The organism is Methylosinus sp. KRF6 (assembly GCF_018887255.1).
GTDB classification, from domain to species: Bacteria; Pseudomonadota; Alphaproteobacteria; order Rhizobiales; family Beijerinckiaceae; genus Methylosinus; species Methylosinus sporium.
This window is the reverse complement of record NZ_JAHLJF010000001.1, coordinates 3,772,135-3,794,141: the sequence shown is the minus strand read 5'-3', so window position 1 is coordinate 3,794,141 and position 22,007 is coordinate 3,772,135. Positions and strand designations below refer to the sequence as shown.

Below are 22,007 nucleotides of genomic sequence, written 5' to 3'. Positions count from 1 at the left end.
GCTGTGGTTGTGGCGCGGGCGCAGGGCGAAATTTTTTCTTTTTTGTGGCTGCGGCGAAGCGCGGGGCGGGAAAGTCAGATCGCCTCGCGCGCATCGTCCGACGGGCGGCGCGCGTCTTCGATCGCCTGGAGGATCGCCGCCGACAGCGCGTCGAATTCGACGGGCTTGGTCAGCAGGAAATCGACTCCGGCCCCGCGCGCGGCGCGCTCGTCCTCCTCGAGCGCGCTGGCGGTGAGCGCGACGATCGGGCGGCGCCGCGCGCCCATGCGGGCTTCCTCCGCGCGAATCAGGCGCGTCGCCTCGAGGCCGTCGAGCTCGGGCATGAACACATCCATCAAAATGACGTCGAAAGGCCGGATGCGCCCGCCGATCGCCGATCGCGCCAGCTCGACGGCGCGGGCGCCGTCTTCCGCGCGCGTGACCAGCGCGCCGAGCTTCTCGAGATGGCGGCAGACGATCAGCGCATTGACGTCATTGTCCTCGGCGACGAGCACCCGGCGTCCCGAGAGCGTCGGCGCCGGCGCGACGAAATCCGCGTCGTTGCGGGTCGGCGGCGGCGCTGTGGACAGGCGCTCGACGAGCGAGGCCGCGCGCACCGGCTTCACCAGCCATCCGTCGAAATGGCGCAGCGCCGCCTCGCCGAAAGCGCGCCGCTCCATGGGCGAGAACATCAGGAAGACGCGGCCGGCGCCGGCGCCGGCGCGTCGCGCCTCGTCGGCGAGACGTTCGGTCGCCGCCTCGCCGAAGGCGCAATCGACGACGACCGTGTCGAAGCGGCCATCCGGCTCCTCGCCGAGGCGGCGCGCGGCTCGCGTCTCGTCGTCGGCGATCTCGGCCTGCGCACCGGCGCCGCGCAAAATCTCGGCCATGAAGGGCCCTTCGAAAATCGTCGGCGAGACGATCAATGCGCGCGCTCCGGCGAGCGGCCGCTTGCGCTCGCGCGCGCGGTCGTCGAAGAGCGCGTGCGGGCCGCGCGGCAAAGTGAAGGCGAAGACGGCACCGCGGCCCGAACTTTCTTCTATCTCCAGTCGGCCGCCCATCAGCGCGGCGAGATGGCGCGAAATGGCGAGGCCGAGGCCGGTGCCGCCATGCCGGCGCGTCGAGGAGCCGTCGCCCTGCTCGAACTCCTCGAAAATAATGTCGCGCGCCGCCGGCGCGACCCCGGGGCCGGTGTCGGCGACGCGGAACACGAGCGCGCCCTCGGCGTCGCGCTCGACACGCAGGCCGACGCCGCCGCTCGCGGTGAAATTGACGGCGTTGCCGGCGAGATTGACCAGCACCTGGCGCACGCGCGCGGCGTCGCCGGCGACCGTCTCCGGCGCGTCCGGCGCGATATAGCTCGCGATTTCGAGATGCTTGGCCTGGGCGCGCGGCGCCAGCAGCTCGACGACGCCCTCGACCAGCGGCGCGAGCGCGAAAGGCTCGACCTCGAGCTCGATCTTGCCGGCCTCGATCTTGGAGAAGTCGAGAATATCGTCGATGAGCTGGGCGAGCGAGCGGCCGGAGGCGGCGATCGCCTCCACATAGCTCGCCTGCTCGGCGTCGAGCCGCGTCGCCGCCAGCAATTGCGCGAGGCCGAGCACGCCATTGAGCGGCGTGCGGATTTCATGGCTCACCGTGGCGAGGAAGCGCGATTTGGCCTGGCTCGCGGCTTCGGCGCGGTCGCGCGCGGCGGCGGCGGCGCGCAGCTCCCAGATTTCGTCGCGCAATCCCTCGAGCTCGGTCTCCACCGCTCGGCGCCGGCGCGTTCGGCGCGCGCGCGCGAGCCACAGCCAGCCGGCCGCGGCGAAGGCCGCGAGAGAAGCGAGCGCGATGAGAACGCAAGAGGGAACAGCAGGCATTCGGGCGGTCCAGAACCTTTTCGATCGACCTCGTTGTTTCACGACAATCGAGAGAAAGTATGAATTGGCGGGGGAAGCGCGAGCCGAACCTCGGCGCTTCGCTAATGAAGGCTTGCGCAGGCTCTCGAAAAAGCCGGACTTTTTCCGGCTCAGGCGGCGACCCGTGCGCGGGCGGAGCCGCCGCGATAGGCGAGCGCTTCGGCGAGATGGCGACGCGTCACGGCCTCGGAGCCGTCGAGATCGGCGATGGTGCGGGCGAGCTTCAGCGCGCGATGGAAGCCGCGCGCCGAGAGCGCCAGACGTTCGGCCGCATCGCGGATCAGCGCCGTCCCAGAGGCGTCGAGCGCCGCGATTTTCTCGATCGCGCTCGCCGGAGCGCTGGCGTTGGTGGCGTCGCCCGGAAGGCCGAGCTTCTCGTAACGTCGTCGCTGGCGGTCGCGCGCGGCGGCGACGCGGGCCGCGACCTCGGCCGAGCCCTCGGCCGGAGGCGGCAGCACGAGATCGGCCGCCGAGACGGCCGGAACCTCGATCCGAAGATCGAAACGGTCGATCAGCGGGCCCGAGAGCCGCGCCTGATATTGCGCGACGCAGCGCTCATTGGGCTGGCGGCGGCAGGCGAAGCCGGGGTCGAGCGCATGGCCGCAGCGGCACGGATTCATCGCCGCGACGAGTTGGAAACGGGCCGGATAGACGGCGCGGTGATTGGCCCGCGAGACGAGGATTTCGCCGGTCTCCAGCGGCTGCCGCAGGCTGTCGAGCGCCTGCGCCTGAAACTCCGGCAATTCGTCGAGGAACAGAACGCCATTATGGGCGAGCGATATCTCGCCCGGCCGCGCGTGGGAGCCGCCGCCGGCGAGCGCCGCCATGGAGGCCGAATGATGCGGCGCGCGAAACGGCCGCCGATCGGTGAGCTCGCCGCCGGCGATCTCGCCGGCGACGGAATGGATCATCGAGACTTCCAGCAGCTCCCGCGGCGACAGCGGCGGCAATATGGACGGAAGCCGCGCCGCCAGCATGGATTTGCCGGCGCCGGGCGGGCCGTTCATCAGCAGATTGTGGCCGCCGGCCGCCGCGATTTCCAGCGCCCGCTTGGCGCTCTCCTGGCCCTTGATGTCGGCGAGGTCCGGCAGGCCCGCCGCAATGGCGCGCACCGCCGGCGCGGGCCGGGAGAGAACCTGCGTTCCTTTCAGATGATTGACGAGCTGGATCAGCGACCGCGGCGCGACCACTTCCATTTCGCTGGACGCCCAGGCGGCCTCCGGCCCGCATCGACGCGGGCAGATGAGCCCTTGGCCGCGCATATTGGCGGCGACCGCGGCGGGCAGAACGCCGGCGACCGGCGCGATGGCGCCGTCGAGTCCCAATTCCCCGAGCACGGTGAAGCCGTCCAGCGCGTCCGACGGAATGGCGCCGATCGCCGCCATCACGCCGAGCGCGATCGGCAGATCGTAATGGCTGCCTTCCTTGGGCATGTCCGCCGGCGCGAGATTGACGGTGATGCGCTTGGCCGGCAGCGCGAGGCCGGAGGCGACGAGCGCCGCCCGCACCCGCTCCCGCGATTCGGCGACGGCCTTGTCGGCGAGGCCGACGAGCGTGAACACCACATTGCCGCTGGCGATCTGCACTTGAACGTCGACCGGCTTGGCTTCGATCCCTTCGAAGGCGACCGTCGAGACCCTGACCACCATGGCGACAGCTCCGAACCCGTTTTCCAATCGCTCTGACGCAAACGTCGCCATAGTAGACGCGTCGCCCCGCCTCGGCAAGAACAATATGAGAACGAAATTTTGCCGCGCTTCGGCAACGGCCCGCTAACCGGCGAGAGCTAGTCTCGCCGGCCGGACGAGCAGGATGGGTTTTTTGAGGATTTGAGAAACGACGCCATCGTGCGGCCGCGCTCGCGTGACCTAAAGAGCGCGAATTTCCCTGAACGCGGGTAGGCGAAATGGCTCGGAAAAAACGAAAGACGTCGGTCTTTGGCGTTGCGGCTGTCGTGGCCTGCGCCTCGGTTTTGGGCTTCGCGCCGGGCTTGGGCGCGGCGAGCGCGCGAGCGGCCGAATGCGGGCGCAATGGCGAGGGGTTCGAGGCCTGGCTCGGCGGTTTCGAGCGAGAGGCCGCGGCGGCGGGAATTTCAAAGCCGACGATCGATGCGGCGCTCGGCGACGTCTTCTATGATCGCTCGGTAATCTCGCACGACCGCGGGCAGAAGGTGTTTCGCCAGACTTTCGAGCAATTTTCGGCGCGCATGGCCAATTCGTTTCGCGTCCGCAAGGGGCGCTCGCTGCTGCAGAAACATGCGGCGCTGTTCAAGCGCATCGAGCAGAAATATGGCGTGCCGGGGCCGGTTCTCGTCGCCATATGGGGGCTGGAGACGGATTTCGGCGCTTATCTCGGCGATTTCGCGACGATTCGGGCGCTGGCGACGCTCGCTTATGATTGCCGGCGTTCGGAAAAATTCCGCGGCGAATTGCTCGACGCTCTGCGCATCGTCCAGCGCGGCGATCTCGATCCCGCGCAAATGCGCGGCGCCTGGGCCGGCGAAATCGGCCAGACGCAGTTCATGCCCTCGTCCTATTTGAAATTCGCCGTCGATTTCGACGGCGACGGCAAGCGCGATCTCGTTCACGACACGGCGGATGTGCTCGCCTCCACCGCCAATTTCCTGCAGGGCTCCGGCTGGAAGCCGGGCGCCGGCTGGAACGAGGGCGAGCCCAATTTCCCCGCGCTGCTCGAATGGAACAAGGCGAAGGTCTATTCCAAGACCATCGCGCTGCTCGCCGAGAAGATCGGAGGCGCCGGCGACTGAGCGGCCTTCGCCGCTCGGCGGATTATTCCGCCGGCTCGGCGTCCGCCGTCTTCAGCGGATGTATCGGCCGATGCCGCAGATAGACGAAGAACATGGCGACGACGCCTATGCCCATCAGCAGATAGAGGGGGAGCGTGCGCATGAAGCTCATTCCCACAGAGAAGGGAAAGCGCGACACCCATCGCTCGCCATGCTCGCCGGTCACGGTGACGATGCCGACGAAATAGCCCGCGTCGGGAAAATAGTGCTCGAAATTGATCGTGCCGGTCGGATAGAGGCGCGGACCGCGATAGGCGACAGTGACCGCGTCGATATCGGCATTCTCCTTCTCCTCGCCGCCGACGTCTTTGACGATTCGGATCTCCACCGCCATGTCGCGCAGCTCGTCCTGCTCGGCGTCGAGCGCGATGATGGTGTGGCCGGTCGCCGGAATATCCTCGCAGAACTCGTTTTTCGAGGCGTCGGGAAGATAGCCGGTGAAATTCATGATGTCGGGGCCGACGAACAGGCGGCATCGCCCTTCGGCGGAGCCGAGCCGGCCATGCGCCGAGGCGGGCGACGCCGCGGCGAGCAGCGTCAGCAGCAGGACGAGGAGAGCGGGCGGAGAGAAACGAGTCGCAGAGCGCAGAAACCCATCGATCGACCGCCAGAACGGGGCAAGACCGCTGTCGGGCATGATGATTCCCCCATGGAGCATTTTGTGCGCGCCTCGTTTCCCCGGACAGGCTCGCTTCGACGACGAAACGAGAGCCGGATCGCGAGACCCGGTCGCTCGCCGCCCGCGACAATGCGGCATGTTAGCGCATTCTCTGGGAGCGGCAAGAGCGCGAGCGGGCGGCGCGAGCGGCGAGTGGAGCGATCTGCGCTCTTCCCATCGCCCGCGATAGTTTTCGAACGCGGCGGGCGATCAATACTGCATGTTTTTCTTGAAGCTTGTTGGACGAGGCGCGGACTTCGCCGGATTTGCCGCACGGACTCTTGTTTTTCCTCCGCTCGCACGCCATATTCGGCGGCGAGGACCGCGCCGATTGGCCGGATGACCGGCCGCGCGGCCTTTTACGAGAGGATGCTATGTCCAATTTCGACCGCAACACGAGCTTCGGCTATCGGGGCGGCGTCTCCCGAGCCGGCACGGCCGAGATCGACCAGGGCCTGCGCGCCTACATGCTCGGCGTCTACAATTACATGGTGCTGGGTCTCGGCGTCACCGGCCTGGTGGCGCTGGGCACGCATATGCTCGCCGTCGCCAAGGAAGGCGGCCGGCAGATCGCGCTCACCCCCTTCGGCCAGATGCTTTACACGAGCCCGCTGAAATGGGCGGTGATGCTCGCGCCCTTGGCGTTCGTGTTCTTTCTCGGCTTTCGCGCCGACCGCGTCTCCGCTGCGACGGCTCGCAACCTGTTCCTCGCCTTCTCGGCGGTGATGGGCCTGTCGATGTCGTCGATCATGATCGTGTTCACCGGCGCGTCGATCGCCAAGGTGTTCTTCATCACTGCCGCGGCCTTCGGCGGTCTCAGCCTTTATGGCTACACCACGAAGCGCGATCTTTCGGCCTTCGGCTCTTTCCTGGTGATGGGCCTGATCGGCTTGGTGCTCGCGAGCCTCGTCAATCTGTTCTTCCAGAGCACCGTGATGCAGTTCGCTCTGTCGATCCTGTCGGTGCTCATCTTCGCGGGCCTCACCGCCTGGGACACGCAGTCGATCAAGGACGGCTATTATCAGAGCGCCGGCTATGGTCACGAGGTGGTGGCGAAGCAGAGCATCTTCGGCGCGCTGTCGCTCTATCTCGACTTCATCAACATGTTCCAGTCGCTGCTCTACCTCTTCGGCGAGCGCAACGACTGATCGCGCGATGCGCGAGCGACAGAGAATGAGAAGGCTCCGCTCCGGCGGGGCCTTTTTTGCTTCGGCGAAAGTTCAATCGCGCACCAATTCCAGCTTTTTCTGCAGCACGGCGACGACGCGCGCGAGATCGTGGCCGCGGCGCATCACCAGCCCGCCGGCGGCGACGACGCAGAAGGCGCCCTGGCGGCGGGCGAGCTCGGGGTTTTTCTCGATGCGATAGAGCGGCGCCTCGCTGGCGCGGCGAAAGATCGAGAACACGGCCTTGCCGGGAGAAAAGTCGATCGCATAATCGCGCCATTCGCCGGCGGCGACCTTGGCGCCGTAGAGATCGAGCAAGAGCCGCAATTCACGCCGGTCGAAGGACACGAGCGGAGCGCTTTTCTCGGGCGCGGCCCTGGGGCCATTCTTGTCGTTGCGATCCTTGTCGTTGGTCCCGCGGCCTGCCACGACGGCGAGCAGGCCGCGCCGCCTGCTGGGTTCGGTCGTCTCCGTCTCGCTCATGCCGCTGTCCCCATTTCTCGCGCATGATCGCGCGGCAAATGCGGGAGGGCAAGACAAAGATGACAATCCGGCGACGATCGGTCCTGCGCGCAAAAGACGAGATTTCACATTTTCGCCAATATCGAGCCCCTTGTCCGCCAAAGGAGGCGACCAATATCTAGCCTATTGCCTCGACAGGCTCGAGAAGTGGTTTTTCCGGATTTCGTCAGCCCCCCAGCCCCCCGGAAGGGCGCTTTTCGAGCAGCGTGAGTTCGTGGCGATGGACGGGCCGGCCGAGCACGCTCGGGCGGCCCGTCTTGTTTTGCGCGCGCGCCTTTCGTTCTCGCGCGCCGCTCATCGCGGCGAGCGATCTTGCAACTTCGCCGACGATCCCCGATATCAGCCGCGCGCTCCGCTCGAGGCGGCTCGGGCAGGGGCATTGCCGATCAATGACGATCTCTATATCCCGGCCAGCGCCCGCGCGCCGTCGGCCATGCTTCCATTTTGCGGGAAGCGGCGCGGGGCGAGGCCGACAGACAAGCGGAGACGACGCCCGTGAACGATCACGCCGAAACACATACGATCGACGCAGCCGAGCGCAGCGACTACGGCTTCCAGGCCGATGTCGCGCGGCTCCTGGAGCTGATGACTCATTCGGTCTATTCGGAGCGCGACATTTTTCTGCGCGAGCTCGTGTCCAATGCGGCGGATGCGATCGAGAAGCTGCGCTTCGAATCGGTGGCGAACGAAGCGCTGGCGGCGCAGGCCGGCGCGCCGCTCGTCACCATTGCGCTCGACAAGGAGGCCCGCACGCTGAGCGTCGCCGATAATGGCGTCGGCATGTCGCGCGAGGATCTCGTCGCCGCGCTCGGCACCATAGCGAGTTCCGGCACGCGCGCCTTTCTCGATGAGCTCGCGGCCAAGGGCGGCGATGAGCAGGGCGGCGAGAAGGGCGGAACTCTGATCGGACGTTTCGGCATCGGCTTTTATTCCGCCTTCATGGTCGCAGATCGCATCGAAGTGGCGACCCGCCGCGCCGGCTCTGCGGACGCATTTCTCTGGACGTCGGAAGGCAAGGGCTCGTTTCAGATCGCGCCGCTCGCCGTGGCGGACGCGCCCGCGGTCGGCACGAAGGTGACGCTGCATCTCAATGCGGAATCCGAGGAGTTCCTCGAGCCTTATCGCATCGAGCAGATCTTGCGCGAGCATTCGGGCGCCATAGCGATACCGATCGACCTCGTCGAGGAGAAGGGCAAGGAGCCGCGCCGCCTCACCGACGGCTCGGCGCTGTGGACGCGGCCGAAATCGGAGATCAGCGAACAAGACTATAAGGATTTCTATCAGCAGATTTCCGGCCAGTTCGATGAGCCGGCGCTCACCATTCATTGGCGCGCCGAGGGGCGCACCGAGTATACGGTGCTCGCCTTCGCGCCCGGCTCGCGGCCCTATGATCTCTTTGATCCGCAGCGCAAGAGCCGCTCCAAGCTCTATGTGCGCCGCGTGCTGATCTCGCGCGAGGCCGATCTTCTGCCGCCCTGGCTGCGCTTCATGCGCATCGTCGTCGACAGCGCCGATCTGCCGCTCAACGTCTCGCGCGAGATGGTGCAGAACAATCCGATCATCGGCGCCATCCGCAAGGCGATCGGCACGCGCGTGCTCAAGGAGCTTTCCGATCTCGCCGCCAATGATTCGGAGAAGTTCGCCGCCCTGTGGAAGAATTTCGGAGCCGTCATCAAGGAGGGCCTGCACGAGGACCCCGTGCGCCGCGACGAGATTTTCGCCATTGCGCGATTTTCGACGGCGCAGCATCCGGACGGCGGGCGCAGCCTGAAGGACTATGTCGAAAATCTGCGGCCCAATCAGACCGCGATCTATTACATCGCCGGCGACGACAAGAAGCGGCTCGCCGCCAGCCCGCAGCTCGAGGGCTATCGCGCCAAGGGCATAGACGTGCTGCTGCTCGACGATCCGGTCGACTCCTTCTGGGTGACGAGCGCCGTCGGCTATGACGGCAAGCCGTTCAAATCGGTGACGCAGGGCGCAGCCGACATCGACGCCGTGCCGACGCCGGAAGGCGCCGCCGACACGCCGCCGGCGGAAGCGAGCGCGGAGGTCGCGCTGCTCACCGCAATGTTGAAGGAGACGCTCGGCGGAGAGGTCGAGGATGTGCGCGTCTCGACGCGTCTTCGCGAGAGCCCCGCCTGTCTCATCGCCGCCGATCACGGCTTCGATCTCCAGCTCGCGCGCATGTTGCAGGAGAGCGGCAATAAGGGCGTCTTCGGCAAGCCCGTGCTGGAGATCAATCCGCGTCACGAGGCGGTGCTCGCGCTCGCGCAAAAGGCCAAGGCCGATCGCGCCGGCGCGGAGGACGGCTTCTGGCTGCTGTTCGACACCGCCCGCATCGCCGATGGCGAGGCGCCGCTCGATGCGGCTGCTTTCGCCAAGCGCGTCGCCGCTCTGCTCGCCAGAGCGTGACGCAGATCGCGGCTCTCGCGCTCGAGGACGCGACGCGCGCCGCGGCGCTCGACGCGGTCGCGGCTTTGCTCGCGCGCTGCGGCGTCGAGGATGCGCGCCGCGACGCGCGCGCGCTTTTGCTCGGCGCCGGCGGCTTCACTGCGGCGGAGCTGCTGCTCGATCCTGCGGCGAAGCTCGGCGCGGCGGCCTGCGCGCGGCTGCGCGATTATGCGCAGCGCCGCGCGGCGCGCGAGCCGGTGTCGCGTATTCTCGGCGAGCGCGGCTTCTGGACGCAGGATCTCCTCGTCGCGCCGCGCGTGCTCGATCCGCGCCCCGATACGGAAACGCTGATCGAGCTTTCGCTCGAGCTCATAGGCGAGCGGCGGCGCGAGCCTTTGCGCATTCTCGATCTCGGCGTCGGCTCGGGCGCCATTCTCTGCGCTCTGCTCGCCGAGCTCCCCGAGGCGGGCGCGATCGGCGTCGATCTTTCCGCCGCGGCCTGCGCCGCCGCCGCGGTCAATCTGTCGCGCTGCGGCTTCGCGCGGCGCGCTTCGATTCTGCGCGGACGTTGGGCGGATGCGCTCGCGGCGCGTTTCGATCTCATCGTCTCCAATCCGCCCTATATCGCCAGCGGCGAACTGGATGGGCTCGAGCCGGAGGTGCGTCTTCACGATCCGCGCCTCGCGCTCGACGGCGGCGCGGATGGATTGGACTGCTATCGCGAGATCGCCGAGCAATTGCCGCGTCTGCTCGCGCCATCGGGCGCCGCTGTGCTCGAGGCGGGCGACGGCCAGGCGCGCAGCCTCGTCGCGCTCTTGGCCGAGAAAGGCCTCGCTCCGGCCGGAATTCGCAAGGACGCCGGCGGACGCGAGCGCGCCGTCGCCGCGCGGCGCCGAGACTGACGCGCGCTCCGGTCGTGACATATTGGCTACACCTCCTATTTATATGAGCGACGTAACAACCGCGCCCTTGGCGAGCCTGCCCGGGTAGACTATAGTCGCCTGCGAAAACACGCTGATCGTCGTGAGCGACGCCGAGCGCGGATGTAGGGGGATACGGCCGGTCCCCGAATTTTTGCCGATGGCGCGCATCCCGCGCCGCAAGGGCCGGCGTCCGGCGCCGCCGTTCGAACCCGAAAAGACGTTGCATGGTCGGGCTCGTCCCGCGAGATGCGAGCAATCGACGGGCGAGCGTGAGCGGCGGTTTCGGCCACTGGGCCTCGGTTCGACCGACGGCGATTCGTTCGGCTGTGGTTAATGGCGTGAGGCGAAGCGCAGGCGGCGCTCGCGTCGAGTCGACGACTTCGAGCCTGTCTTGCTACGGGCCGAGACGAGCAGCCGAGCGTGCTCTCGTTCGGCGAAGCTTTCGAGCGTTGGCGGCGCTCGAGCGAAATTATGAATTCGGCGCGGTTCGTCCATAGGACGCGGCGCCGTGCGTGCGATCCATGCCGGGATCGTGCAAGCGACAGAACGGACAAACGCCGCTCGAGACCGAGCGGATCGGCTCCGTTGGATCGGGCTTTGCGACGATGGCCGCGCCCGGCTTCCGCCTCTGACGCAGTTTCGAGCGTTTGTCTCTTTCGGCGCGTTCGGCCGAAGCACGACGCGCCGAGCCGGCAAAGCGTAAGAACCTCTCTGGGGATATTCGATGAGACCAGGACAGAATAAACGCATCCGCGGCCGCAATGGCGGCCGAAAAGGACCCAATCCCCTCACACGCTCCTACGAATCGAACGGTCCCGACGTAAAGATTCGCGGCACCGCTCAGCATGTCGCCGAAAAATATCTTCAGCTCGCCCGAGACGCGCAATCCTCCGGCGACACGATCATGGCCGAGAGCCTGCTTCAGCACGCCGAGCACTATTTCCGTCTGATCGCGGCCGCTCAGGCCGCGCAGCAGCAGGCGCAGGGCGGCTATGGCGGTCGTCCTTATGAGGCCGCCGATTCCGACGTCGACGACGATGACGATTTCAGCGGCGTCTCGGACCGTTTCGCGCCGCTCTCCGAGCGCCTGCCGCAGACCGCCGGCTATCAGCCGCCGCAGCAGCAGCCCTATGCGGCCGCGCCCTATGCGCAGCCGACGCCGCAGCCGCAATTCGCGCCGCAGCCGCAGCCTTTCGAGGAACGCCCGATCGGCGATCGTCCGCTCAATGAGCAGCCGCGCTATGAGCGTCAGCCGCGTCAGGATCGTGGCGGGATGGATCGCGGGGATCGTGGGGGCTTCCGCGATCGCCGCGAGCGCGACCGCAATGTCGGCGAGCAGAACGCCGAGGGCGGCGGCGAGCGGCCGCATCGGCAGAATTTCGATCGCAATCGCGAGCGTCGCTTCCCGCCGCGCGCGCAACCGGCCGCGCAGGACGAGGCGCCGGCCGCGGCGCTGCCGTCCTTCATCACCGCCGCGCCGATTCGCACGGCCGGCGCCGATGAGAGCGAGGCCTTCGCGCGCACCGAGCGCGCTGCGGTCCGCGAGCATGAAGAAGCCGCCGCAGGCTTTCATCTGAACCAGCGCCGTCGCCGTCGCACGCGTCCGCCGGGCGATGAGGCCAATGGCAATGTCGCTTCCGGCGACGAGCAGCCGCGCACGGGCGAGCTGCCGCTCGCCGATTGATCGAAACGTTGCGGCGCGCCGTCAGAGCGCCGCGCGTCTTTGCCCGCGCAGCGCCCGCTGGGCGAGAATCTTGTCGATCCGGCGGCCGTCCTTGTCGAGAACTTCGAAGCGCCAGCCATGCGCGTCGAAGCTCTCGCCGATCTCCGGCAGATGGCCGGCATGCGCCAGAACGAAGCCGGCGGCCGTCTGATAGCTCCGGTCCTCGGACGCGGGCATTGCGAGCAGCTCCAGCATTTCGTCGGCGGGCATAGCGCCGGAAATGAGCCATGAGCCGTCGTCGCGCTGCACGGCATGAGGCTCGGGCGGGCCTTCCGCCGTCCCGAATCCGCCGGCGATCGCCTCGAGAATGTCGGCGTCGGTCACGATCCCCTGGAAGTGGCCGTATTCGTCGAAGACCAGCGCGACATGGACGGAGGCGCGCTTGATCATCTCGACCACGTCCAGCGCATCGGCGGAGGCCGGGACGATCGGGGCCTGGCGCACGAATTCGCTCGGCTGCGGGCTCTCGCCGCGCAGATAGGAGTCGAGCAGGTCCTTTGCCTGCAGCACGCCGAGCATGTTCTCGGTCTTGCCGCGATAGGCGGGCAGCCGCGAATGGACGCTGGCGATGATCGCCGCACGGATCGTCTCCGGCGAATCGTCGAGATCGATCATGTCGACCTCGCCGCGCGGCGTCATCACGCCGCGAACCGGACGATCGCCGAGACGCATGACGCCGGCGATCATCGCGCGCTCGCCCGGCTCCAGAACGCCGGCCGTCTCGGCCTCGGCTACGAGCGCCCTGATCTCCTCGTCCGAAACCAGATGCGCGCCCGCCGCGCCATGGCCGAGCGCGCGCAGAAGCGCGCGTCCAGAGAGATCGAGAAGGAAGACGAGCGGCGCGGCGATCCGAGCCAGCACGCTCATGACCGGAGCGACGGCGGCGGCGATCCGTTCTGGATCGCGCAGGGCGATCTGCTTGGGCACGAGCTCCCCGACGATCAGCGACACATAGGTGATCGCCGCGACGACGAGACCGACGCCGAGCGTCTCCGACAGAGCGGGCGACAGGCCTCGAGACGCGATCCATTCGGAGAGCCGCGCGCCGAGAGTCGCGCCGGAGAAGGCGCCGGACAGCACGCCGATCAGCGTGATGCCGATTTGAACGGCGGAGAGAAATTTTCCAGGATCGGAAGCGAGGACGAGGGCGGCGCGCGCGCCGGGAACCCCGCGCTCCGCCGAGGCTCTGAGGCGCGCAGGGCGCGCCGATACGACGGCGAGCTCCGCCATCGCGAGCGCGCCATTGACCATGGTCAAGGCGATGACGACGGCAATTTCCAAGTAAGGCATAAATGCGAGCATAGCCGCGCCGTCGCCGTCCCGCGAGTCCCCCCTTTCGGGTCGGCAACGATCGCGTGAGCGCAAACACGCCGCTTCGCCCTCGCTGTTCGAGCGGGAATCCTCGCGCTCCAGTCGTCGCACCCTCTTTTCGAGCGCGAGGGTCTTTCCCATATCGGCCGTGAAGGTCGCCGCAAGGGACCGTTTTCACGCCATATAGGGACGAGGCGCGCCGCTTTGCGTGGCGTCTCGAGACCGGAGGGTTTCCATGAATTTCGACAAATACACGACGCGCGCGCAGGGCTTCGTGCAGGCCGCGCTGTCGCTCGCGACGCGTGAGGGCAATCCGCAGCTCACGCCCGAGCATGTGTTGAAAGTGCTGCTCGACGATGAGCAGGGCCTCTCCGCCGGTCTCATCGATCGCGCCGGCGGCCGCTCGCGAGAGGCGCTCGCCAAGACCGAGGCTGCGCTCGCCAAGCTGCCGAAAGTCTCGGGCGGCGGCGCCGGACAGCCCTCGCTCAATCAGGCCACCGCGCGGCTCTTCGACAATGCCGAGAAGCTCGCGCAAAAGGCCAGCGATTCCTACGTCACCGTCGAGCGATTGCTGCTCGCCATCGCCCTCGAGAAGGGAACCGACGCGGCGCGCATTTTGAGCGAGGCGGGCGTGACGCCGCAGACGCTCAACTCCGCCATAGAGGATTTGCGCAAGGGCCGCACCGCCGATTCCTCCTCGGCCGAGAGCGCCTATGATTCGCTGAAGAAATATGCACGCGATCTCACCGAGGCCGCGCGCGAGGGCAAGCTCGATCCGGTGATCGGCCGCGACGAAGAAATTCGCCGCACGATTCAGGTGCTGTCGCGCCGCACCAAGAATAATCCCGTGCTGATCGGCGAGCCCGGCGTCGGCAAGACGGCGATCATCGAGGGTCTGGCGCTGCGCATCGTCAATGGCGACGTGCCCGAATCGCTGCAGGACAAGAAGCTGCTCGCGCTCGACATGGGCGCGCTGATCGCCGGCGCGAAATATCGCGGCGAGTTCGAGGAGCGCCTGAAAGCGGTGCTGAACGAGATCACCGCCGCGCAGGGCGGGATCATATTGTTCATCGACGAGATGCACACGCTGGTCGGCGCCGGCAAGGCGGATGGCGCGATGGACGCCTCCAATCTGCTGAAGCCCGCATTGGCGCGCGGCGAGCTGCATTGCGTCGGCGCGACCACGCTCGACGAATATCGCAAGCATGTGGAGAAGGACGCGGCGCTGGCGCGGCGCTTCCAGCCCGTGTTCGTCGATGAGCCGACTGTGGAGGACACCATCTCCATTCTGCGCGGGCTGAAAGAAAAATACGAGATGCACCATGGCGTGCGCATCACCGACGCCGCGATCGTGGCGGCGGCGACGCTTTCCAATCGTTACATCTCCGACCGTTTTCTGCCGGACAAGGCGATCGATCTCGTCGATGAGGCGGGCTCGCGCCTGCGCATGCAGATCGATTCCAAGCCCGAGGAATTGGACGAGCTCGACCGGCGCATCATTCAGCTGCGCATAGAGCAGGAGGCTCTGCGCAAGGAGACCGATCCGGCCTCGAAGGACCGGCTCGCCAAATTGGAGACCGAGCTCGCCGAGCTGACCGAGAAATCATCGGCGCTCACGCAGCGCTGGAAGTCCGAGAAGGACAAGCTCGGCCATGCGCAAAAGCTGAAGGAGCAGCTCGAGAACGCCCGCAACGAGCTGGCCCAGGCGCAGCGCCGCGGCGAGTTTCAGCGCGCCGGCGAGCTCGCCTATGGTCTGATCCCCGATCTCGAGCGCAAGCTCGCTTCGAGCGAGAAGGAAGGCGCGCAGAAAATGCTCGAGGAGGAGGTCACTCCCGAGCATGTGGCGCAGGTCGTCTCGCGCTGGACCGGCATTCCCGTCGATAAGATGCTCGAAGGCGAGCGCGAGAAGCTGCTGCATATGGAAGACGAGCTGGCGCGCCGCGTCGTCGGGCAGAAGGAGGCGGTCGCGGCCGTCTCCACGGCGGTGCGCCGCGCCCGCGCCGGTCTGCAGGACCCCAACCGGCCGATCGGCTCCTTCATCTTCCTGGGGCCGACCGGCGTCGGCAAGACGGAGCTGACCAAGGCGCTGGCCAATTTCCTCTTCGACGACGAGACCGCTTTGGTGCGGCTCGACATGTCGGAATATATGGAGAAGCACTCGGTCGCGCGTCTGATCGGCGCGCCTCCCGGCTATGTCGGCTATGAGGAGGGCGGCGCGCTCACTGAGGCCGTGCGGCGCCGGCCCTATCAGGTCGTGCTGTTCGACGAGATCGAGAAGGCGCATCCCGATGTGTTCAATGTCCTCTTGCAGGTGCTCGACGATGGTCGCCTGACCGACGGCCAGGGCCGCACGGTGGATTTCAAGAACACGCTCATCATCATGACGTCCAATCTCGGCGCCGAATTCCTGGTGATGCAGCAGGAGGGCGAGGATTCCTCCGCCGTGCATGACGAGGTGATGCAGGTGGTGCGCGCGCACTTCAGGCCGGAGTTCCTGAACCGAGTCGACGAGATCATCCTGTTCCACCGCCTGCGGCGCGAGGATATGGGCGCGATCGTCGATATTCAGATCCTGCGGCTGCAAAAGCTGCTGGACGATCGCAAGATCACGCTGAAGCTCGACGAGAAGGCGCGCGCTCTGCTCGCCGCCAAGGGCTATGATCCCGCCTATGGCGCGCGGCCGCTGAAGCGCGTGATCCAGAAGGAGCTGCAGGACCCGCTCGCCGAGGCGCTGCTCGGCGGCGACATTGTGGACGGCTCGACGGTGTGGGTCTCCACCGACAGTCAAGGGCTGACGCTGGACGGGCGGCCGATCGGACGGCGGAGCTTCGGGGCTGAAAAGGCGGCGTGAGCAATGAGATGAGGTGGGGGCGCCGAGCGCGCCCTCATCCGACCTCGCCATTAGCCCGGCGCTTGCGACGGGCGTCCTCTCGGACGCCCTATGGCGAGGCCACCTTGTCCCACGAGTGGGAGAAGGAAGGGATGCGGCGTCATTTTTCCGCGAGAGTTTCCAGAGCGGCGCCGGTCATGCGGCAGATTTTCCATTCATGCATCAGCTTTGCGCCCTGCGCCTCGTAGAAGGCGATGGAGGGCGCGTTCCAATCCAGCACCGACCATTCGAAACGGCCGAGCCCTTCCGCGACGCAGCGCCGCGCGAGATGGGCGAGCAGCGCCTTGCCTATGCCGGCGCCGCGAAATTGCGGGCGCACGAAAATATCCTCGAGCCAGACTCCATGCCGGCCGCGAAAGGAGGAGAAGGTATAGAACCACAGCGCGAATCCCGCCGGCGCGTCGCCCCATTCGGCGATATCGCAAAAGACGCGCGGATTTGGCCCGAACAGCGCCTCGGCGAGCATTTCCTCCGACGCTTCGACCTCATGCGAGAGCTTTTCATATTCCGCGAGCTCGCGTACGAAAGCGGCGACGAGCGCGCTGTCGTCGCGCGCGGCGGGGCGGATGTGGATCACGCCTCCGGTTCCTCGGCGATCTGGTCTTCGGCGATCTTGTCCTCGGCGATCAGAGCCGCGCGAACGAGCCCGCGCACGGAATTGCCGAAATAAAATTCCGCGTCGCCAGAAAAATCCTCGAGCCGCAGCAGGCTCTCGCGCGCCTTGCCGCTCGCGAGAAGATGCGCGCGCAATGTTCCCGGCAACAGCCCGCTGGAGAGCGGCGGCGTCAGCAGCACGCCGTCGCGTGCGAGAAAGACATTGGTGCGCGCGCCCTCGCAAACCTCGTCGCGCTCGTTTCGGAACAGCACTTCATCGGCGCGGCAGCGCATCGCCGCTTCGGCCAGCTCGCGCTCATAGAGCTCGCGCCGCGTCGTCTTGTGGCGCAGCATCGGATCGTCTGATTCGAATCGCGCCTCCGCCACGGCGACGCGCCAGATCGTTTCCGGCGCGATCGCGTCGATCGGCAGCGAGCTGGCCTCGAAACGGCCGTCGCGGCCGAGCGCATAGCGTACGCGCAGACGCTCATCGAGCGGGTCGGCGACCTCCTCCTTCAGCGCCGCGAGAAAGGCCTCGTCGCTATGGAGAAAGCCGAGCGCGCGCGCCGAGGCGGAGAGCCGCGCGACATGCTCGCTCAGATAGAGAAAACCGCCGTCCTGCGTCCACAGCAGCGTTTCGATCAGGCCGAAGTCTTCGCTCCGGTCAGGAATTTCGCCTTGATCAGACATTCCTCATATTCCTCGCGCGCCCGCGAATCGGCGACGACCGCAGAGCCGACGTTGCAGACGAGCTCCCCATCGGGGAAAAGTGTGAGCGTGCGGATCGCCACATTGAAACGGATCGCCCCGTCGGGCGCGATGAGGCCGAGCGAGCCGCAATAGACGCCGCGGGGCGCGCATTCGAGATCGCGAATGATCTCCATGGCGCGGATTTTCGGCGCGCCGGTCACGGAGCCGCAGGGGAAGAGCCCGGCGAAGAGATCGGCGAGCGTCACGCCCGCGCGCAGCTTCGCCTCTATGCCGGAGGTCATCTGATGCAGCGTCGGATAGGTCTCGACGGTGAAGAGATCGGTGACGCGCACCGAGCCGACCTCCGAGAGGCGTGAGAGATCATTGCGCAAAAGATCGACGATCATCAGATTTTCGGCGCGCGATTTCTCGTCCTGCGTCAGCAGCGCGGCGCGCGCCATATCCTCGGTCGGAAGAAAGCCGCGCCGTGCGGTTCCTTTCATCGGCCGGGCGCGGATCACGCCTTCGCAGGCGTCGAAAAAAACCTCCGGCGAGAGCGAGACGATTTTCTCCTCGCCGAGCGCGACCACGCCGCCATAGGCGACCGGCTGGCGTTTGCGCAGTGCGCGATAGAGCGCCGTCGCCTCGCCCTCGTAGCGGCCATGCATGGGGAAGGTCAGATTGATCTGATAGACGTCGCCCGCATAGATGAACTCGCGGCAGGCGTCGAAGCGCTCGGTATATTCGGCGAGGCTCCAGGCCGGGGTCAGCGCGATCTCGACCGGCGCGGTCTCGGTCGCCAGCGAGGCGGCGTTGCGCCACTCATATTGGCGCGGCGCGCGAAACGCGCCGAACAGCAGCAGCGGCGTGCGCGCCTGGGCCACGGGGCCGCCCGCGAATTTGGCCTCCAGCGCATAGCCCAGCTCATAGCCGGCGTAACCCGCGAGAAAGAGCCCGCGCCGCGTCGCCGCCTCCATGCGCGCGAAAGCCTGCGGGACCTCCGCCGCCGTATCGGCGCGGATGATCTCCTCCGGCTCGTCGAAGAGCAGGGCGGCGCCGTTTCGTCCGTCCTCGAAGACGACGAAGGGGCCATCGGGCGCCTTATTGGGGTCGAAAGGCTCGCGCCCGCGAAGCTCGGCGATATGGAACATGAGGGACGCGGCGCTCCGGTTCGGAAAGCGCATCTTATATCAGCCGGGCCTGCGGATGAAGCCGCGAGTTGGAGCTTCATGGTGAAGAGCCCGAGCCTCTCGACGGCGCGATTTTGTCGAGCAGGCGGATCAACTGCTCGATCTCGGCCGCGCTCAGCTCGGAAAAGGCGCTCTGCAAGGCTTCTGCAAGCAGAGGCGCCGCGCGTTCGAGCAGCTCTCTTCCCGAATCTGTCAGATGATGGCGGATCGCGCGGCCGGGACCGCTCACCCGCTCGACGAGGCCGCGTTTCGCCAATTTGCTCACCAGCTCGCCGACGGATTGATCGGTCATCAGGCTCGCCTCGGCGAGCGCATGGGTGGATAGGGCCGGATTGGCGCGAATTCGTTCGAGGACGACCCAGAGCGCCATCGTCAGGCCGATGCTCGCGAGACGTCGGTCGAGAAGCGCGCTCTTTGCGGTTTGCGCGCGCTTCAGCCCGAGCGCCGCCGCCCTCAATCGGTCATCGACCATATAAGGCTCCTTGTATAATGACCTCGATCGCTATATAATGGTCCTTGTATAAGGGACCTTTAATTTCGGGAGAGCGCTCATGTCCATCGTCGAGTCCGCCGATTCCACGGGCGATACCGCCCGCGTCGCTCTTATAACCGGAGCCACTGCCGGCATGGGGCTCGAATTGGCTCGTCAACTGGCGGCGAAAGGGTTGAAGGTCGTCATCGGCGCGCGCGACGTCGAGCGCGGCGACTCGATCGCGACGGAACTCCGCGCGGGGGGAGGGGATGTCGTCGCGCTCGCGCTGGACGTCACCGACTCCGCCGGCGTCTCGCAGGCCGCGATCCGGCTCGCCGGCGAGATCGGCCGGCTCGACGTGTTGATCAACAATGCGGGGATCGCCCGGGACCAGCACAAGCGCCCGACGGAAACGACATTGCAGGATTTTCGCGAGACCTATGAGACGAATGTCTTCGGCGTGGCCACGGTGACGAACGCGTTTCTGCCGTTGCTCATGAAGTCGGATGACGGCCGCATCATAAATCAATCGGCCGCGCTCGGCTCGCACAGCATGACGGCGCGCATGGAGCCGCCGCTGGTGAAGCTCAATTGGCTCGCCTACAACAGCTCGAAAGCGGCGCTGAATTCGATCACTTTGGAATATGCCAAGCATTTGAGAGAGACCTCGGTCAAAGTCTATGCGACCTCGCCGGGGCAGGTCGTGACCGCACTCAATGGTTATCGCGCGGGCGGGGTGACGCCGGCGGAGGGCGCCGAAGTCGCCGTGCGTCTCGCGACGCTGGACCCGCCGCCGCCGAGCGGCGGCTTTTGGGGGCCCGCCGGGCGACTGGACTGGTAGCGTCGACCCCCTGCGGAAAATTGCTCCGCGCCCCATTGCGCTATATGGAACATCGGAGCTTTCCCTCCGGTCCCGCGAGCGTCTCATGCCCCATTCCTCCGATCATTCGCCGAGCGAGCGCGGAATGCGTCTGCTCTTCATCGGCGATGTGGTGGGGCGGGCCGGGCGTAAAGCGATACAGGAGCGGCTGCCGGAGCTGCGCCGTCGCTGGGCGCTCGATTTCATCGTCGTCAATGGCGAGAACGCCGCCGGCGGCTTCGGCATAACCGAGGCCATTTGCGACGAGATCCTCGCCGCCGGCGCCGATTGTGTGACCACCGGCAATCACGTGTTCGATCAGCGCGAGGCGCTGGTCTTCATCGAGCGCCAGCCGCGGCTGCTGCGCCCGGTGAATTATCCGCCCGGCACGCCCGGCCGCGGCGCCAATCTCTACACGGCGGAGAACGGCCGCCAGGTGCTCGTGGTGAACGTCCAGGGCCGCGTCTTCATGGATGCGCTGGACGATCCTTTCGCCGCCATAGAGCGGGAAGTGGGCGCCTGTCCGCTGGGCATGGCTTGCGACGCGCTCATCGTCGACATACATGCCGAGACGTCCAGCGAGAAAATGGCCATGGGCCATTTCGTCGATGGACGCGCCTCTCTGGTGGTGGGCACGCACACCCATGTGCCGACGGCGGACGGGCAGATCCTGCCGCATGGCACGGCCTATATGACCGACGCCGGCATGACCGGAGACTATGATTCGGTCATCGGCATGGAGAAGGAGGAGCCGTTGCGCCGCTTCACCCGCAAAACCCCGGGCGCCCGTTTCGAGCCCGCCCAGGGCGAGGCGACGCTCTGCGGCGTCGCGGTGGAGCTTTCGGCCGATGGCCTCGCGCGGCGCATCGCCCCGGTGCGGATCGGCGGTCGGCTGGCGCAGGCCGAGCCGGACTTCTGGCAGGAGGAGGACGAGGCCCGGGCAGGGCGGCTCGTCGAAGCGATCGGAGCGCCAAGGCGATGAGATGGGATCAGCTCGGCCAGTCCGACAACATTGAGGATCGTCGCAGCCAGGACTACGCCGACGCCGGCGCGGGGCCGAGCTTCGGAGGCGGCGGTGGGCTCGGGCTGGGCACGATCGTCATTCTCGGCGTCCTCGCCTATGCGTTCGGCATAAATCCGGCGCTGCTGATCGGCGGCGCGGAAGTGCTCAACAATATGCGCGGCGGCGGACAAGTGGCGCAGCAGCGGCTCGATCGCCCGACGCGTCAGGCGCCCACCGGCGCGCCGGCAGATCGGCAGGGTCAGTTCATCTCCGCCGTGCTCGCCGGCAATGAGCGCGTGTGGTCGCAGATTTTGCCAGAGCAGAAGGGCATTCGCTTCGACCCGGCGCGGCTCGTTCTGTTCAACGGCGTCACCGGTTCGGCTTGCGGCCGCGCGCAATCGGCCATGGGGCCTTTCTACTGCCCCGTCGACCGGAAAATCTATCTCGACACATCGTTTTTCCGCGACATGGATCGGCGCTTCGGCGGCGGCGGCGATTTCGCCTATGCCTATGTGATCTCCCATGAGATGGGCCATCACATCGAGAATCTGCTCGGCATTCTGCCCAAGGTTCAGCGCGCGCAGCAAATGGCGTCGAGCCGTTCCGAGGCCAATAATCTCTCGGTCCGCGTCGAACTGATGGCCGATTGCCTCTCCGGCGTCTGGGCGGCGCACGCCGATCAGAATTGGAAGATTCTCGAGAAGGGCGACATAGAAAAAGCCATCAGCACCGCGCAGGCGATCGGCGACGATCGTCTCCAGCGTTCGGCGCAGGGCTACGCCGTGCCGGACAGCTTCACCCATGGCTCCTCGGCGCAGCGCGTCGAATGGTTCCAGCGCGGTCTGCAGACCGGCAAGATAGACGCCTGCAACACATTCACGGCGCAGCGTTGAGAGTTTGGATTCTCGATGCGCCGCAGGGGCGCG

General features: G+C 66.7%; 18 protein-coding genes. 9 read left to right on the top strand and 9 right to left on the bottom strand.

Features of this window, described 5'->3' with window-relative positions; all coding sequences use genetic code 11:
• Positions 1-74: 74 nt before the first annotated feature.
• Positions 75-1,841 carry an ATP-binding protein gene (locus tag KP010_RS18010; RefSeq protein WP_142863035.1) on the bottom strand — a complete coding sequence of 589 codons (1,767 nt, stop codon included), beginning with the start codon at positions 1,839-1,841 and terminating at the stop codon, positions 75-77.
• Positions 1,842-1,990: 149 nt separating this feature from the next.
• Positions 1,991-3,529 (bottom strand): YifB family Mg chelatase-like AAA ATPase, encoded by a 1,539-nt coding sequence (locus KP010_RS18005; RefSeq protein WP_142863036.1) that lies wholly within the window; start codon positions 3,527-3,529, stop codon positions 1,991-1,993.
• Positions 3,530-3,786: 257 nt separating this feature from the next.
• Here KP010_RS18005 and KP010_RS18000 point away from each other — a divergent pair, with 257 nt between their 5' ends.
• A complete protein-coding gene (locus KP010_RS18000) occupies positions 3,787-4,647 on the top strand; it encodes a lytic transglycosylase domain-containing protein (protein WP_246659853.1) in 861 nt (286 codons plus the stop codon).
• A gap of 22 nt (positions 4,648-4,669) precedes the next feature.
• On the opposite strand, the gene KP010_RS17995 is transcribed toward KP010_RS18000, so the two are convergent.
• On the bottom strand, positions 4,670-5,323 hold the full coding sequence (locus KP010_RS17995; RefSeq protein WP_142863067.1) for a hypothetical protein: 654 nt from the start codon (positions 5,321-5,323) through the stop codon (positions 4,670-4,672).
• A gap of 395 nt (positions 5,324-5,718) precedes the next feature.
• On the opposite strand from KP010_RS17995, the gene KP010_RS17990 reads away from it, so the two are divergent.
• A complete protein-coding gene (locus KP010_RS17990; protein ID WP_142863037.1) occupies positions 5,719-6,492 on the top strand; it encodes a Bax inhibitor-1/YccA family protein in 774 nt (257 codons plus the stop codon).
• A 72-nt stretch (positions 6,493-6,564) separates the two neighbouring features.
• Here KP010_RS17990 and KP010_RS17985 read toward each other — a convergent pair whose 3' ends face one another.
• Positions 6,565-6,993 (bottom strand): DUF2794 domain-containing protein, encoded by a 429-nt coding sequence (locus KP010_RS17985; RefSeq protein WP_142863038.1) that lies wholly within the window; start codon positions 6,991-6,993, stop codon positions 6,565-6,567.
• Between the two features lie 534 nt (positions 6,994-7,527).
• Here KP010_RS17985 and htpG point away from each other — a divergent pair.
• From htpG to KP010_RS17970, 3 genes are all read left to right on the top strand, one after another.
• Complete coding sequence (gene htpG, locus KP010_RS17980) at positions 7,528-9,447, top strand: molecular chaperone HtpG (protein WP_142863039.1); 1,920 nt, start codon at positions 7,528-7,530, stop codon at positions 9,445-9,447.
• Positions 9,444-10,328: a peptide chain release factor N(5)-glutamine methyltransferase gene (gene prmC, locus KP010_RS17975; protein ID WP_371824217.1), complete on the top strand. Its 885-nt coding sequence runs from the start codon at positions 9,444-9,446 to the stop codon at positions 10,326-10,328. Before htpG ends, prmC begins: the two co-directional genes overlap by 4 nt.
• Positions 10,329-11,073: 745 nt before the next feature.
• Positions 11,074-12,033, top strand: coding sequence for a DUF4167 domain-containing protein (locus KP010_RS17970; RefSeq protein WP_142863040.1), 960 nt, complete (start codon positions 11,074-11,076; stop codon positions 12,031-12,033).
• A 21-nt stretch (positions 12,034-12,054) separates the two neighbouring features.
• Here KP010_RS17970 and KP010_RS17965 read toward each other — a convergent pair whose 3' ends face one another.
• Positions 12,055-13,374 (bottom strand): hemolysin family protein, encoded by a 1,320-nt coding sequence (locus tag KP010_RS17965; RefSeq protein WP_371824216.1) that lies wholly within the window; start codon positions 13,372-13,374, stop codon positions 12,055-12,057.
• 244 nt (positions 13,375-13,618) lie between these two features.
• On the opposite strand from KP010_RS17965, the gene clpB reads away from it, so the two are divergent.
• Complete coding sequence (gene clpB / locus KP010_RS17960) at positions 13,619-16,234, top strand: ATP-dependent chaperone ClpB (protein WP_142863042.1); 2,616 nt, start codon at positions 13,619-13,621, stop codon at positions 16,232-16,234.
• 139 nt (positions 16,235-16,373) lie between these two features.
• Here clpB and KP010_RS17955 read toward each other — a convergent pair whose 3' ends face one another.
• The 4 genes from KP010_RS17955 to KP010_RS17940 all read right to left on the bottom strand — a co-directional run bounded on the left by KP010_RS17955 (position 16,374) and on the right by KP010_RS17940 (position 19,219).
• On the bottom strand, positions 16,374-16,850 hold the full coding sequence (locus tag KP010_RS17955; protein WP_142863043.1) for a GNAT family N-acetyltransferase: 477 nt from the start codon (positions 16,848-16,850) through the stop codon (positions 16,374-16,376).
• A complete protein-coding gene (locus tag KP010_RS17950; RefSeq protein ID WP_142863044.1) occupies positions 16,847-17,557 on the bottom strand; it encodes an aminotransferase class IV family protein in 711 nt (236 codons plus the stop codon). Before KP010_RS17950 ends, KP010_RS17955 begins: the two co-directional genes overlap by 4 nt.
• Complete coding sequence (locus tag KP010_RS17945) at positions 17,509-18,708, bottom strand: aminodeoxychorismate synthase component I (protein ID WP_142863045.1); 1,200 nt, start codon at positions 18,706-18,708, stop codon at positions 17,509-17,511. The genes KP010_RS17950 and KP010_RS17945 overlap by 49 nt, the downstream gene beginning before the upstream one ends.
• A gap of 76 nt (positions 18,709-18,784) precedes the next feature.
• Entirely contained in the window at positions 18,785-19,219 is a 435-nt protein-coding gene (locus KP010_RS17940) for a MarR family winged helix-turn-helix transcriptional regulator (RefSeq protein WP_142863046.1), read from the bottom strand.
• A gap of 79 nt (positions 19,220-19,298) precedes the next feature.
• Here KP010_RS17940 and KP010_RS17935 point away from each other — a divergent pair, with 79 nt between their 5' ends.
• The 3 genes from KP010_RS17935 (at position 19,299) to KP010_RS17925 (ending at position 21,974) form a co-directional block, all read left to right on the top strand.
• Positions 19,299-20,060, top strand: coding sequence for an SDR family NAD(P)-dependent oxidoreductase (locus tag KP010_RS17935; protein ID WP_142863047.1), 762 nt, complete (start codon positions 19,299-19,301; stop codon positions 20,058-20,060).
• A gap of 124 nt (positions 20,061-20,184) precedes the next feature.
• Positions 20,185-21,060, top strand: coding sequence for a TIGR00282 family metallophosphoesterase (locus tag KP010_RS17930; protein ID WP_108918078.1), 876 nt, complete (start codon positions 20,185-20,187; stop codon positions 21,058-21,060).
• Entirely contained in the window at positions 21,057-21,974 is a 918-nt protein-coding gene (locus KP010_RS17925; RefSeq protein ID WP_142863048.1) for a neutral zinc metallopeptidase, read from the top strand. Before KP010_RS17930 ends, KP010_RS17925 begins: the two co-directional genes overlap by 4 nt.
• Positions 21,975-22,007 lie beyond the last annotated feature (33 nt).